The sequence below is a fragment of the Streptomyces sp. GL_141 genome (assembly GCF_057834385.1).
Map to the genome: position 1 here is coordinate 15,425 of NZ_JBYQMI010000003.1, position 13,268 is coordinate 28,692.

Sequence of the window (13,268 nt, forward strand, 5' to 3'; positions counted from 1 at the left end):
TGGCCTCCCGGATAAACCGGCGCCGCGCGCAGGCGCTACAGCCGGTCAATGGATACCCGGCCCTGAGCTCCCGATTCCCCGCCAGGGAAATCTGGGAATGATTGATCTCCCCGTTCAACACGGGCAGACCCTACAGGGAGTCCCTGTTCAGTCAAACATTTTCCGCACCCCGAGACCGGCCCCACAAGGCAACTCGGCAGTAGGAATTCGCAATTCCGCAAGAATGCTGTCGCGCTTTGCATATGACGCTTGACAGTCCCCGAGGGGTCGTTTCTATTATGCGGAACTGCTGAGCCAGTCAGGGTGAATCAGCAGCACAACGGGGCAGTGCAACGGGGAGATGTTTGTTCGTGATCAGCGATTTCGGGGGCCCCTGGCCCGGGACAACCGATCCGGAACAGCACGACGGAAGCTGGGTCGACGAGCTGCTCCTGCACGCCGGCCACGACGACGCCGAGCCTGCGGTGCACATCGGCGAACGGCTGGATCGCGCCGGTCTGCGCCGCGAGGTAGCAGCCCGCCACGCGGAGCTGGCGGAGGCCGGATTGCGCCGCGGCGGATCGGTCGCCCTCCAGCTGCCCCCGTCGCTCGCGCTGCTCACCCACCTGCTGGCCGCCTGGCGGACCGGCGCCCAGGTGATCCTGCTCGACCACCGGCTGACCGCCCACGAGAGCGAGCGGGCACTGCGCCGGACGGCCCCTCAGTTCCTCGTGCGGCCTGCCGGACCGGTGCGCCTCGGCGTCCTGCGCGGCTTCCACACGGTCGACGCCGTGGCCGAGCCGTACCCCGAGGGACGCCCGGCCGCGAGCGGGCACGCGCTCGTCCAGCTCAGCTCGGGTTCCACCGGCCCCTCCAAGGTGATCGGCCGCACGGCCGCGGACCTCGTCGCCGAGGTCCACCGCTACACCCTGATCCCCGGCATGCCCCGCCGGGGCGACCGCATCGTGGTCCTCAACTCCCTGATCCATGCGATGGGGTTGATGGCCGGGGTCCTGCACAGCCTGCACGCGGGCGTCGAGATCGTGCTGCCGGAGCGGATGAGCGCCGACGGCATCCTCGCCGCCGTGGCCGCGCGGACCGCGCCGACCGTGATCACGGGCGTGCCGTTCCACGCGCAGCTGCTGGCCTCGGTCTCCGCTCCCCCGCCGCTGCCGCAGCTGGTCGGGGCCATATCCGCCGGCGAGTCGGTGCGGCCGGGGGTCGCCGAGGCCTTCGCCGCGCGGTACTCCGTACCGCTGGGCGAGGTGTACGGGATGACGGAGACGGGCGTCATCGCGGCCGACCTGTCCGGGGCCTCCCGGCCGGCCACGGGGCGCACGGCTCCTGGCATCGAGGCGAAGGTCGTGGACGGCGAGCTCCTCGTACGGCGGCCCGTGAGCCCGTACCTCGGACCGGCCGCTCCGGACCGCTGGGCGGACGGCTGGCTGCGCACCCGCGACGCCGGGACGCTCGACCCGAAGACCGGACTGCTCGCCATCGTCGGCCGGCTGGACTCCCAGGTGTCGGTCGGCGGGCTCAAGGTCGACCTCACCGAGGTCGAGTGGACCCTGTCCGAACTGCCCGGCGTCCGCGAGGCGGTGGTGGTCCACGACGGGGCCATCGAGGCCTACGCGGTCCTCGGCGAGGGCGTCACGGCACGGGCCGTGGAGGGCCTGCTCGCCGAGCGGGTGGCCGGCTTCAAGCTGCCGCGCCGCATCCACGTGCTGGCCGCCCTGCCCCGGACGACCACCGGGAAGCCGGTACGGGACCCGGCCGCGCTGCGGGCTGCCGCCGCCCTGGAACAGGTGTGAGCCCGGTGGAGCGGCACGGGCAGCCCGTCACGCCGCACCAGAACTCTGGAGCGCCGCGCGGGAACCCCGGGACGCCGTGCCGGACTTCAGCCGTCCACGCGGGTGACGGACACCGGAGCGCCCTCGGTTCCCGGGCCGCCCGCCACGCACAGCACGTAGCCCTCGGGGCCGCCGGGAACGGCGCTGGTCAGGCCCGCGCCCGGGAAAATCTCCCGCAGGCTCACCGGATGCCCGGCGGGCTCCGGCGGCAGGCCGGAGGCGGGCAGCGGAACCGGCCGCAGCCTGCCTCCGCCGGCCAGCCCGGTGCCGACCGCCTTGCCCAGCGCCTCCTTGTGCGTCCAGACCCACAGCAGGGCGCGGGCCCGCAGGGCGGGTGCGTGGCCTTCGATCCAGCGGACGTCCTCCTCGGCGAACCAGCGCCGGGCGAGGGCCACCGCCGGGAGCTCGCGGGCCGGCTCCACGTCCACGCCCACGTCTCCGCCGGTGCAGACCGCGACCGCGGTCAGACCGCGGGTGTGGCTCACGCTCACGTTCACCCGGACCGGCGGCCGCGACCCGCGGTCCGCGGCGCCGGGCCGTGACACCACGTACGGCCGTCCGCCCGGTTCGCGGGCCACGGCCAGGCCCTCGGGCCCGACGCCCAGTACCGCCGCCGCGGCCCGCCGCAGCAGCGCGTGCGCGTGCTTGCGCTGGTCACCGACCGGGACCGCGAGCCACACCTCTACACGGGACACCGACACCCCCACTCGTCCCCGGTGCCCGGCCACGTCCTGAACACCCGTACGAACACTGATACAAGGAGCCAGTTCATGAGCACCCCTGTGCGCGCATTCGTAGTGAACACCCTCGAAACCATGAACCTCGACACGGCCGGGGTCACGGACGACACCCCCATCGGCGACGACGGCCTGGAGCTGGAATCGCTGACCACCGCCGAACTCGTCATGCAGGTCGAGGAGGAGTACGGGGTCAAGTTCTCCGACGAGGACGTCGAGGCCCTGCAGACCCTGACCGTCGGTGAGTTCGTCTCCCAGGTCGAGCAGCGCCGGACCCAGGTCGCGGCCCAGGCTGGCTCGGCGTGAGCGGCCGGTCCCCCGCCCCCGGCCGCCCGGAGGTGATCGCCCTGCTGGCCCAGCACGACGAGTGCGCCCCGGGCGAGGTGGGCGAGCGGATCGACTCCCTGCAGCTGGCCTGGCTGGTGCACGTGGTCGAGGAGCGGTACGGCATCCGGATCGACCTCGACGAGGAGCTGGAGGCCATGGACACGGTCGACGGCGCCGTCGCGGTGCTGGCCGGCGCCCTGGCCGCCCCCGCGGCGGGCGGGAGCGGTTCGTGACCGGGGCGGACCAGGTGGACCGGACCGGCCAGGCGGACCGCACCGACCGCGCGGTCGTCATCACCGGGCTCGGCGTCACCAGCGCCTTCGGCCGCGGCGAAGCGGCCCTCGGGCGGGGACTGGCCGCCTCCCGGGCGGCGTTCGGACCGGTCGGGCGGTTCGCCACGGACCGGTACCGCACGGGCGTCGCCGCCGTCCTGCCGGGCTCTCCCGACCTGGACGAGGAGCTGCGCCGGGTCGTGGAGGAGGCCTGCGAGCAGGCCGGCCTGTCGCCGGCGGAGCGGGCGCAGGCTCCGCTGCTGCTGGGCCGGCACGCCGATCCGGCCGTGGCCCGCGGGCCGCTGGCCGTGCAGGGCAAGTCGGCGATCTCGGACACCGCGGCCGCCCTGGCGCGGGCCTGCGGGCTGCTCGGCGCGGCCCGGACGTACACCAACGCCTGCGTCGCCGCGAGTACGGCGGTCTCCGAGGCGGCCGTACGGATCCGCACCGGCCGGGAAGAGCGCGTGGTCGTCTCCGCGGGCTACCTCGTGGACGAGGACAACTTCGCGCTGTTCTCCGCCGGGCGGGCGCTCTCCCCGGACGGCGTCCTGCGCTCCTTCAGTTCCGGCCGCAAGGGCCTGCTGCTCGGCGACGGCGTCGGCGCGGTGGTCCTGGAGTCCGCGCGGGCCGCCGCCGCGCGCGGTGCCCGGCCGCTCGCCGTCCTGTCCGGCTGGGGCATGGCCGGCGACGCCCACCACGTGTGCCGGCCGCACCCCGGGGGCCTGGGGATGGCGCGGGCCATCGGCGCCGCGCTGGACCGGGCCGGGCTGACGCCCGCGGACATCGGCTACGTCAACGCCCACGGCACCGGCACGCCCGCCAACGACTCCTCGGAGAGCGCCGCCCTGCGCCTCGCCCTCGGGGAGGCCGTCGACAGCACCCCGGTGAGCTCCACGAAGTCCCTCCACGGGCACTCCCTGGAGGCCTCCGGAATGCTCGAACTGGCCGTCACCCTGCTGGTCCTGCGCAGCGGGGAACTCCCCGTGAACGCCGGCCACTTGGGGCCCGACGACGACTGCCGCCTGGACCTGGTCCTCGGCTCGCCCCGCCGGGTCGCCCCCCGGCACGTCCTCAGCCTGAACGCCGCTTTCGGCGGGGCCAACACCGCATTGGTGGTGAGCGCGCCATGACCGCGTCCCCGACCCTCATCCCCTCTTCCGCGGCCGCCGTGGAGGTCCTCGCGGAGGGCGGCTGGCCCGCCGCGGGCGACCCCGCACTGCCGGTGCCGCTGGCCGGTTTCGCCGTCTCCTCCTTCAGCCCGATGGCCTCGGCCGCCGCCGACCGCTGCCTGGAGCAGGTGTACGGGGCTCCCGGCGCGGCGGAGTCCGGCGCGGAGCCGGCCGGTTCCGGCGCGGAGGAGCTCGTACGGCGGGCCGGGCGTACGGCGATCGTGCTGGCTTCCCGGGGCGGCGACCTGGAGACGCACACGGCGACCGCGGTCGCCGTGGACGCCGGCCGGCCCGCGGCGCCCCTGCTGTTCTTCCAGTCCGTGCCCAACGCGGTGGTCGGCCACATCGCCAAGCGCTGGGGGCTCGCCGGTCCGGTGATCTGCTTCAGCCCCGACGCGGCGAGCGCCGATCCGCTGGGCGAGGCCCTGGATGTCACCCGCTTCCTGGTCGACGGGGGCGACGCCGACGAGGCGCTGCTGCTGCTCGTGGAGCAGGTGGGCCCGGACGGCGCGCCCGCGAGCGCCCGCGCCCTGCTCGTACGGCCCGCGCCGGATGCCGCGCCGGACGGGGCACCGGACCTCGCGCCGTTCGCCGGGGAGGAGTCGTGAGGAGCGGCCTGCGGGAGCAGTACGACGTCTGGGTCACCGGGATCGGACTGGTCACCCCGCTCGGGATCGGCGTACCGGCCTTCGTGGACGGGCTCGCGGCCCAGCGCTCCGGGCTGCGCCGGCTGGAGGGCGAGGCGTGGGCCGCGACCGGCGCCGACGTGGCCGGGGTGGCCCCCGAGATCTCCGCCCTGGACCTGCTGCCGCGCACCGAAGCGCGGTCGGTGGACCGGTTCGTGCTCATGGCGCTGGCCGCGGCCGACGAGGCGCTCGGCGACGCCAAGCTGACGGTGGGCCAGGACGTGGCGGCGGACCGGGTGGCGGTGGTGGTCTCCACCGGCGCCGGCGGGCTCGCGACGTACGAGGAGCAGGCCGTGGCCCGCGCCGCGCGGGGCCGGGCCGCGGTCAGCCCGTACCTCCTTCCCGGCATGCTGCCCAACATGGCGGCGGCCCGCATCGCGATCCGCCACGGCGTCCGCGGACTCAGCAGCTCCATCGCCACGGCCTGCGCGGCGGGGGCGATGTCGGTGGCCGAGGGACTGCGGCTGATCCGCGAGGGCACCGCGGACGTGGTGATCTGCGGGGGCACCGACACCGCGCTCGCCCCCTCCGTGGCCACCTCCTTCGGCAACGCCCGCGCGCTGGCCCGCGCCGGGACGGGCGATCCGGCGGCGGCCAGCCGCCCGTTCGACCTGGACCGGAGCGGTTTCGTCCTGGCCGAGGGCGCCGGGGTCCTCGTCCTGGAGCGGGCCGCCCACGCCCGCGCCCGCTCGGCGCACGCCTACGGGCGGGTCCTGGGCTGGGGCGCGACCAGCGACGCCCACCACCCGACCTCGCCCCGGCCCGACGGCGAGGGCGCGGCGGACGCCATGCGGCGCGCGCTGGCGGACGCGGGGCTGTCCCCCCGCGACATCGGCTACGTCAACGCCCACGGGACCGGCACCAAGGTGGGCGACCTGGCCGAGGCGCGGGCCGTCCGCTCGGTGTTCGGCGAGGACGGGCCGCCGGTCAGCTCGGTCAAGGGCGCCATCGGCCACCTGCTGGGCGCGGCGGGCGCGGTGGAGGCGGCGGCGACCGTACTCGCCCTGCACCACCGGAGCCTGCCGGCGACGGCCAACCTCGACCGGCCGGACCCGGCCTGCGCGCTCGACCACGTCCGCGGCGCGCCCCGCGCGGCGGCGCCCGAGGCCGCGGTGTCCAACTCCTTCGCCTTCGGCGGCCACAACGTGAGCCTCGTGCTCGGCAGGGCCCCGGAGGCGGTCTGACCCGCACGGCACCGTCCCCGCACCGGAACCACCGCACCAGCCGCATCCCCTCCCACCCGAAGGACTGAGGACACCGTGACCAGTTCCGCCTCCCAGGCACCCGGACCGGCAGGCCCCGGCGAGCCCTCCGCCGACCTGCTGCGCCAGTTCTGGTGGCTGCACGACGCCCGCTGGTACCAGGGGGTCGCGCGGCGGTTCGGCCAGGACGCGGCGAACGAGGTCAACGCCGAGGCCATGCAGTTCGTCACCCGGCGGATCGCCTCCGCCTACGCACGGGAGGAGGGGCTGGCTCCGGGGCTCTCCGCCGCCGAGCTGGCCACCGCGCTGACCGGCATCTCGGAGCTGATGACCGGGGACGCCGTGGAGGCCTCGAACAAGGTCACCGGCGAGGAGTCCTTCGAGACGGCAGTGACCCGCAACTTCGCCCTGGAGATGCTCGCGCGCGCCGGGACGCTGGAGGGCTACGAGTGCCCGTGCCCGCAGATGCGGGCGGGCTGGTTCGAGGGGCTGAAGACGGAGGTCAGCGACCACCGCGTGGAGTGCCTGCGCACCGGCGGCTCCGCCTGCCGCTTCCGTACGAGCACGGCGTCCGGCGCGGCCGCCGCGAGCGCCCCGGCCACCACTGCCGCCACCACCGTCCCCGGGAAGGAGACCCCGTGACCACGCCCGACTCCGGCGCCCCCGCCGCGTACGTCACCAGCGCCATCGAGCAGTTCACCGCCCGCGGCGAGCGCATCGCGCTGATCCACGGCGAGCGGTCCATGACCTTCGCCGAGCTGCTCTCGCTGGCCTACCGGACGGCCCGGGTCCTGCGGGACGCGGGCCTGGGCCGCGGGGACCGGCTCGTCCTGCTGGCCGCCAACCCGATCGAGATGTCGGCGGTGGGCCTGGCCGCGCACCTGCTCGGCATCAGCTACACCCCGGTGTACGCGGCCGGCGGCGAGCAGGTCGCCGCGCACATCCTGCGCGACGCCGCCCCCGCGGCCGTGATCCTCGCCTGCGCCGGGCCGATCCTGCCGGGGCACCGGATGGCCGACCTCGCGCGCGCCGCCGGGGTGAAGCTGCTGTTCGGTCTCGGCCCCGGTTCGGACCCGGAGGTGACCGACCTGCTCGCCGCGGCCGCGGGCCGGTCGGACGCCCCGCTGCCGGTGGAAGCCCGCGAGGACGATGTCGCCCGGGTGCTGTACACCGGCGGCACCACCGGCCTGCCCAAGGGGGTCGTGTACACCTTCGGCGCGCTGACCGCGGCCGCCGGCGCCTGGGCGGGCGCGGCCCCGCCGCCGGGGCTGCGGTTCCTGGCCATGACCCCGATGGCGCACGCCGCGGGTGCGATCGCCTGCGGGCTGCTGCGCCACCACGTGAGCGTCGAGCTGTTCGACGAGTTCGACGCGGAGGCGCTGCTGGTGCGCATCGCCGAGGCCTCCGCCGAGCACCGGCCGGTCACCACGTACCTCTACCCGCCGTACCTGTACCGGCTGCTGGACCACCCCGACCTCGCGCACACCGACCTCTCCGGGCTCGCGGCCGTCAGCTACGGCAGCGCCCCCGTGACCCCGCACCGGCTCGCCCAGGCGGTCCGCAGCCTCGGCCCCCGGCTGCGGCAGAGCTACGCCCTCACCGAGGCCATCGCGATCACCAGCCTGGGTCCCGAGGACCACGCGGCGGCCGCCGCGTCCCGGCCCGAGCTGTTCGGCTCGGTCGGCCGCGCGGTGCCCGGGGTGTCCCTCCGGGTCACGGGCGGGGACGGCCGCGCGCTGGGGCCCCGTACGGAAGGAGCGGTCGAGGTGTCCGGGCCCACCGTGATGGCCGGCTACTGGCAGCGGCCCGACCTGAGCGGCGAGGTGCTGCGGGACGGCTGGCTGAGCACCGGCGACCTCGGGGTGATCGACGAGGACGGCTACCTGTACCTGACCGGGCGGGCGAAGGACCTGGTCATCGTGGACGGGACCAACTGCTATCCGCAGGCCGTCGAGAACGTGCTGACGGCCCATCCGGACATCCGGCGCGCCGCCGTCATCGGGGTGCCCGACCCGCGCACGGGCGAGGCCCTGGTCGCCGTGTGCGTCGCCGGGCAGGACGACCGGCCCGGCCTCGTGGAGGAACTGTCCGCCGCGGTGCGCGGCGCCCTGGGCGCGGCGCACGTGCCCGGACGGTTCGAGTTCGTCGCGGACATCCCCACGGCCTCGTACGGCAAGCCCGACAAGGCGGCGCTGCGCGCCCGCTTCTCGCCCCTGGCCCCGCCGAACCTGACAAGCCTGACGCCCTCCGGGAGCAACGGATGAACATCGAAGCCAAACCGTGGACCCGCCCCGCGTCGCCGCGCGGCCTGGAGGGCTGGCTCGACTCCCTCCGCGACCTGCTGGTGATCCCGCCTGAGCTGCGCGACGAGTGGGTGGAGCGGAACGCCGCGCTCGAACTGCTCCAGTGCGGGCCGGAGATCCTCGACGAGCTGCTGCGCGCCGGGCTTCCGCACGGCGGGACACCGGGGGCGGAGCGCTTCGACCGCTTCGACCTGGTGAACCTCGCGCTCTACTCCGGGTCCGGGACCTCCGTGCCCGAGAAGACGATGCGCTACGCCCTGCGCTGGATGCACGCCGATCCCGAGGCGCTGTTCCGGCCGCAGCGCTGGAACTACTCCGTCGCGCTGACCCCGCCGGCCGCCCATGGCCAGGAGGGCCCTGACGGCCCGGAGCTCACCGACTGGAACCTGGCCACGCCGCACCCGGAGCTGAGCGGCGGCTGGACGGAGTCCCTGTCGATCGGGCCCGAGGGGGCCTCGCTCGGGGAGAAGGACATCACCGCGAGCGGCACGGCCGGGCTCACCGCCTCCGGGGTGCTGGTGACCTCCGGGGAGCGGCGCCCGATCGTCTCGGAGCGGCTGCGCGAGATCGTGACCTCGTACGGCCCCGACCGGTTCCGCTGGGGCCGGATGCCCGAGGAACTCCAGTGGCGCAAGGACGAGGTGCTGGCCCAGGGCTACGCCCCGTGCATCTCCGTCTGCCTGGAGCTGGCCGAGCGGTGCCGGGAGGCCGGCTTCGAGGCCCGTACCCGGCGCGGCTGGATCATGGGGATGCTCGACCTCGCCCATTCGTGGCTGGAGGTCGTGGACGAGGACGGCCTGGTCAAGAACGTGGACCCGGCCTTCGTCATCCTGGCCGACCACCACGCCGAGACCCCGCACCCGGACATCGCGGAGGCCTTCACCGGCTCGCTGCTGAACCGGCTGCTGCCCACGGAACACCATGCGGACGAACCGGTGAACGGGTACCGCCGCGGCGGCGAGTTCGCCCACCCGCGCCACCAGACCGACATCCAGCTCTCGGCGGAGCAGCCCGCTCCGCGCGAGACGGCCGGGGCCGGCAACGGCTCCGGCAACTGAGAGAGGAAAAGGATCCGATGAGCACGCCCGTGCTGCAGGCCGACGCGCAGTTGCAGTCCATACTCGACCGGCTCGTGTCGATGTCCGAGCGCGACCACTACGACCCCTACACGATGTTCGACTGGCCGGACTCGCTGCCCGAGGACCAGTACTGGATGACCCCGGAGCTGCTGTCCATCCACGGGACCAAGGTGGCCGAGTCGTTCACCGAGGAGCAGAAGTGGGCGATCAGCAAGTGGGAGAGCGTCAACTTCTACAGCCTGAACGTCGACGGCATCCGTGAGCTGATCACCGAGATCATCGCGCGGATCCACACGAAGGACTTCGCCCTCTCCTCCGAGTACTTCCACCACATGATCGGCGAGGAGAACTCGCACATGTGGTTCTTCGCCCGCTTCTGCCTGCTGTACGGCGGCAAGGTCTACCCGGACAAGGGCGTCCAGCTGGAGATGAAGTCCGAGGGCGAGTCGGCCCACTTCCTCGTCTTCGCGCGGCTCCTGCTCTTCGAAGAGGTCGTCGACTTCTTCAACAAGCGGATGGGCGACGACGACCGGCTGCACCCCACGATCCGCAAGATCAACGCGATCCACCACCAGGACGAGTCCCGGCACGTCGCCTTCGGCCGGCAGATCGTCTCGCACCTGCACCGCCAGCTGCGGGAGAAGCTGAGCACGGAGGAGCTGGCCGAGCTGGAGCTGTACCTCAAGCGGTACCTGCGCAAGTCCGTGGACGGGCTGGTGAACCCGGCGGCCTTCAAGGACGCGGGCATCCCGAACCCCTACCAGGTGCGCACCGAGGTGCTGGCCGACCCGGCCTTCCACGAGCTGGAGCGCAAGATGCTCAAGCGCTCGATGAGCTTCCTGGTGAACGAGGGCATCTTCACCGACGACGTTCTGCCGCGCTCATGAGCACCGTCACCGGCTTCGACGCCGTGATCCAGTACCTGCTGACCAAGCGGCCGGAGCTGACCTCGATCGACCCGGACCTCGACCTGGTCGAGAACCGGATCCTCGACTCCCTCGGCTTCGTCAACTTCCTCTACGTACTGGAGGAGCAGACGGGTGAAGAGATCTTGATGGAGAACGTAACCCCGTCGGATTTTCGTACGATCAATTCGATTCGAAAGAGGTTCTTCCATGAGTCTGCGTAGTCCAGGGAGCTCCGTGAGCACGGGTTCGCAGGCGCGCCGCACCCCTTCGACGCGCGGCGGTCTCGCCACCCTCGGACCGGGTGCGCTCAGGCTCCGGGCCACGCTGGAGGGCGTGTTCACCGGCTGGGCGGCCGAGGTCGGCGCCGACGCGGTGCAGTACCCGCCCCTGATGCGGGTCGAGGACCTGCACCGGCTGGACTACTTCCAGAACTTCCCGCAGCTGGCGATCCTGGGAGCGGCCCTGACGGAGGAGGCCGCTCCCGAGTACGCGACGGGCGGTTCGCGGGAACCCTCGCTGCCGGCCGGGCACCTCACGGAGGCCTCGTACGCGCTGCCTTCGGCGGCCTGTTACAACGTCTACCTCGATCTGACGGGCCGCACCCTGGCGGACGGTCCCCACAAGGTGACCACCGTCGCCACCTGCTTCCGCCGCGAGACGCACTACGACGCGCTGCGCCGGCTGCTGGGCTTCAGCATGCGGGAGATCGTGTGCGTCGGCACCCGGGACGAGGTCCTGGCCCACCTGGAGCTGTTCCGGAAGAAGATCACGGGCTACCTGTCGGAGCTCGGGCTGCCGGTCGAGATCGAGGCCGCCACGGACCCGTTCTTCGACGCGAGCGCGGGACGCGCGCTGATGGCCCAGCTCTTCCCGGTGAAGGAGGAGTTCGTCTTCGACGGGTCGCTGGCCATCGGCTCGCTCAACTTCCACCGCAACTTCTTCGGCGAGCGCTGCGAGATCCGCACCGCGGACGGCGAGCCCGCCTTCACCGGTTGCGTGGCCTTCGGCCTGGAGCGCTGGATCAGCGCGCTCACCTCGCACTTCGGCCTGACCGAGGACGAGCTGGCCGACCGGGTGCTGGCGGCCGGACGGCCGTGACCCGGAGCGGACCGGACGGGGCGGCGGCGGCCGTGGCCGCCCCGGCGGGGCGGGCCTTCTCGGCGGCGCGGGCCGCCACGGCAGGGCGGGGCGTCTGCGCGGCGCAGGTCGCCGCGGGTCCCGGTGTCGTACGCGCCTGGTGGGCCGACGGGCGCGGTCTGCGGGCCGGCGAGGTGGCGGCGCTGGCGGCCGCCGCGCTGGCCCCGCAGGAGCGCTCCCGGTACGAGGCCGTCTCCGATCCGCTGGGCCGGGCCGAGTTCGTCCTGGCCCGGTTCGTGCTGCGCGGCGTGCTGGGGCGGATGCTCGGGCGGCCGCCCGCCCGGGTGGGCCTCGCCGTGGACCGGGCCGGACGGCCGTGGGTGACGGACGCCCTGGGGGTGGACGTGAGCGTCGCGCACGCCGCCGGCCTGGTCGCCGTCGCCGTGGGCAGCGCTCTCGTGCCCGGGACCCGGATCGGTGTGGACGTCGAGGAGGTCCGTACGGTCCCCCGGGCCGGGGACCTGGCCCGGCGGCTGTTCTCCCCCGCCGAACGCGCCCGCCTGGACCGGGCCTCCGGCCGGGCCGGGGACCTGCTGTGGCTCGACGTCTGGACCAGGCGGGAGGCGTACGTGAAGGCCGTGGGCACCGGGGTCCGGGCCCTGGCCGGGGCTCCCGAGCAGGACGTAGGCCACCGCTGGCACCCGCTGCGGCTGCCGCGGGGATTCACCGGGAGCCTGGTGGTCGTGGAGCCCGGCCGGCCGGCCCGCCCCCTCCCTTCTCTTTCCCATCCCACCGTTCGAGTCGCACTTCCCGAGGAGCAGTTCCATGACTGAGAACACCGCCGCACAGCTCGCCGTCACCGCGGTGGGCGGCCCCACCGTGGTCATCGACCTGGGCGGGCTGCGGTTCGTGACGGACCCGACCTTCGACGACGCCGGTTCCTCCTACGAGATGGGCCCGGTCGCCCTCCACAAGCTGGCCGGCCCGGCGCTCACCACCGACCGGCTGGGCCCGGTCGCGGCCGTCCTGCTGTCGCACGACCAGCACCCCGACAACCTCGACGGGGCCGGGCGCGCCTTCCTCAAGGAGGTCGCGCTGGTCCTCACCACCGAGCAGTCCGCGGAGCGCGTCGGCGGCACCGGGCTGGCGCCGTGGGCCGAGCACGTACTGGAACGCCCGGACGGCGGCCGCCTCGTGGTCACCGCCGTCCCGGCGCAGCACGGTCCGGCCGGGACCGAGCCGATGCTCGGCACCGTCACCGGCTTCCTGCTGAGCGGCGAGGGCCTGCCGACCGTGTACGTCAGCGGCGACAACGTCTCCCTGGAGCCGGTGCGGGCCCTCGCGGAGCGCCTCGGCGGGGCCGGCGTCGACCTGGCGGTGCTGCACGTGGGCGCGGCGCAGCTCGCCCCGTTCGGCCCTACGCTGCTCTCGCTGACCTCCGAGCAGGCGGTGGAGGTGGCCGAGCTGCTGGGCGCCCGCAAGGTGCTCGCCGTGCACCAGGACGGCTGGCAGCACTTCACGGAGGGTCAGGACACGGTCAGCGCCGCCTTCGAGAAGGCGGGCTCGGCCCAGCGCCTGGTGGTTCCCGAGGCGGGCAGCAGCTTCGCGCTCTGACCCGCGGGTCGGGGAAGGGGTGGTGCCCCGGGCCGCGCGTGCGGCCCGGGGCACCACCCCTTTCG

The 13,268-nt window shown here is 74.2% G+C and carries 15 protein-coding genes; 14 read left to right on the forward strand and 1 reads right to left on the reverse strand.

What is annotated here, in order from left to right; all coding sequences use genetic code 11:
- Positions 1-353 precede the first annotated feature (353 nt).
- On the forward strand, positions 354-1,790 hold the full coding sequence (locus AC3IX6_RS39850; protein WP_489371952.1) for a class I adenylate-forming enzyme family protein: 1,437 nt from the start codon (positions 354-356) through the stop codon (positions 1,788-1,790).
- Positions 1,791-1,876: 86 nt separating this feature from the next.
- Here AC3IX6_RS39850 and AC3IX6_RS39855 read toward each other — a convergent pair whose 3' ends face one another.
- The gene (locus tag AC3IX6_RS39855; RefSeq protein ID WP_489371853.1) at positions 1,877-2,524 is read right to left on the reverse strand and encodes a 4'-phosphopantetheinyl transferase family protein; all 648 of its coding nucleotides are present in this window, start codon (positions 2,522-2,524) and stop codon (positions 1,877-1,879) included.
- A gap of 75 nt (positions 2,525-2,599) precedes the next feature.
- Here AC3IX6_RS39855 and AC3IX6_RS39860 point away from each other — a divergent pair, with 75 nt between their 5' ends.
- The 13 genes from AC3IX6_RS39860 (at position 2,600) to AC3IX6_RS39920 (ending at position 13,203) form a co-directional block, all read left to right on the forward strand.
- Complete coding sequence (locus tag AC3IX6_RS39860) at positions 2,600-2,872, forward strand: acyl carrier protein (RefSeq protein WP_489371854.1); 273 nt, start codon at positions 2,600-2,602, stop codon at positions 2,870-2,872.
- Positions 2,869-3,126, forward strand: a complete 258-nt coding sequence (locus tag AC3IX6_RS39865) for an acyl carrier protein (protein WP_489371855.1) — start codon at positions 2,869-2,871, stop codon at positions 3,124-3,126. Before AC3IX6_RS39860 ends, AC3IX6_RS39865 begins: the two co-directional genes overlap by 4 nt.
- A 14-nt stretch (positions 3,127-3,140) precedes the next feature.
- Positions 3,141-4,295, forward strand: coding sequence for a beta-ketoacyl-[acyl-carrier-protein] synthase family protein (locus tag AC3IX6_RS39870; protein WP_489371954.1), 1,155 nt, complete (start codon positions 3,141-3,143; stop codon positions 4,293-4,295).
- Positions 4,292-4,942, forward strand: coding sequence for a beta-ketoacyl synthase chain length factor (locus AC3IX6_RS39875; RefSeq protein WP_489371856.1), 651 nt, complete (start codon positions 4,292-4,294; stop codon positions 4,940-4,942). Before AC3IX6_RS39870 ends, AC3IX6_RS39875 begins: the two co-directional genes overlap by 4 nt.
- A complete protein-coding gene (locus AC3IX6_RS39880; RefSeq protein WP_489371857.1) occupies positions 4,939-6,204 on the forward strand; it encodes a beta-ketoacyl-[acyl-carrier-protein] synthase family protein in 1,266 nt (421 codons plus the stop codon). The genes AC3IX6_RS39875 and AC3IX6_RS39880 overlap by 4 nt, the downstream gene beginning before the upstream one ends.
- A gap of 75 nt (positions 6,205-6,279) precedes the next feature.
- Positions 6,280-6,864 (forward strand): L-2-amino-thiazoline-4-carboxylic acid hydrolase, encoded by a 585-nt coding sequence (locus AC3IX6_RS39885; RefSeq protein ID WP_489371858.1) that lies wholly within the window; start codon positions 6,280-6,282, stop codon positions 6,862-6,864.
- A complete protein-coding gene (locus AC3IX6_RS39890) occupies positions 6,861-8,486 on the forward strand; it encodes an AMP-binding protein (protein WP_489371859.1) in 1,626 nt (541 codons plus the stop codon). Before AC3IX6_RS39885 ends, AC3IX6_RS39890 begins: the two co-directional genes overlap by 4 nt.
- On the forward strand, positions 8,483-9,583 hold the full coding sequence (locus AC3IX6_RS39895; RefSeq protein WP_489371860.1) for a hypothetical protein: 1,101 nt from the start codon (positions 8,483-8,485) through the stop codon (positions 9,581-9,583). The genes AC3IX6_RS39890 and AC3IX6_RS39895 overlap by 4 nt, the downstream gene beginning before the upstream one ends.
- Before the next feature lie 17 nt (positions 9,584-9,600).
- Positions 9,601-10,491 (forward strand): diiron oxygenase, encoded by an 891-nt coding sequence (locus AC3IX6_RS39900; RefSeq protein WP_489371861.1) that lies wholly within the window; start codon positions 9,601-9,603, stop codon positions 10,489-10,491.
- Complete coding sequence (locus AC3IX6_RS39905; protein ID WP_489371862.1) at positions 10,488-10,733, forward strand: acyl carrier protein; 246 nt, start codon at positions 10,488-10,490, stop codon at positions 10,731-10,733. The genes AC3IX6_RS39900 and AC3IX6_RS39905 overlap by 4 nt, the downstream gene beginning before the upstream one ends.
- Before the next feature lie 13 nt (positions 10,734-10,746).
- A complete protein-coding gene (locus AC3IX6_RS39910) occupies positions 10,747-11,610 on the forward strand; it encodes an aminoacyl--tRNA ligase-related protein (RefSeq protein ID WP_489371863.1) in 864 nt (287 codons plus the stop codon).
- Entirely contained in the window at positions 11,607-12,422 is an 816-nt protein-coding gene (locus AC3IX6_RS39915) for a 4'-phosphopantetheinyl transferase family protein (protein ID WP_489371864.1), read from the forward strand. Before AC3IX6_RS39910 ends, AC3IX6_RS39915 begins: the two co-directional genes overlap by 4 nt.
- Positions 12,415-13,203, forward strand: coding sequence for an MBL fold metallo-hydrolase (locus AC3IX6_RS39920; protein ID WP_489371865.1), 789 nt, complete (start codon positions 12,415-12,417; stop codon positions 13,201-13,203). Before AC3IX6_RS39915 ends, AC3IX6_RS39920 begins: the two co-directional genes overlap by 8 nt.
- Positions 13,204-13,268: the final 65 nt, after the last annotated feature.

Coding starts and splice junctions, on each gene's coding strand:
- AC3IX6_RS39860 (WP_489371854.1), top strand. CDS start 2,600: ATGAGCACCCCTGTGCGCGCATTCGTAGTGAACACCCTCGAAACCATG.
- AC3IX6_RS39875 (WP_489371856.1), top strand. CDS start 4,292: ATGACCGCGTCCCCGACCCTCATCCCCTCTTCCGCGGCCGCCGTGGAG.
- AC3IX6_RS39895 (WP_489371860.1), top strand. CDS start 8,483: ATGAACATCGAAGCCAAACCGTGGACCCGCCCCGCGTCGCCGCGCGGC.
- AC3IX6_RS39900 (WP_489371861.1), top strand. CDS start 9,601: ATGAGCACGCCCGTGCTGCAGGCCGACGCGCAGTTGCAGTCCATACTC.
- AC3IX6_RS39905 (WP_489371862.1), top strand. CDS start 10,488: ATGAGCACCGTCACCGGCTTCGACGCCGTGATCCAGTACCTGCTGACC.
- AC3IX6_RS39920 (WP_489371865.1), top strand. CDS start 12,415: ATGACTGAGAACACCGCCGCACAGCTCGCCGTCACCGCGGTGGGCGGC.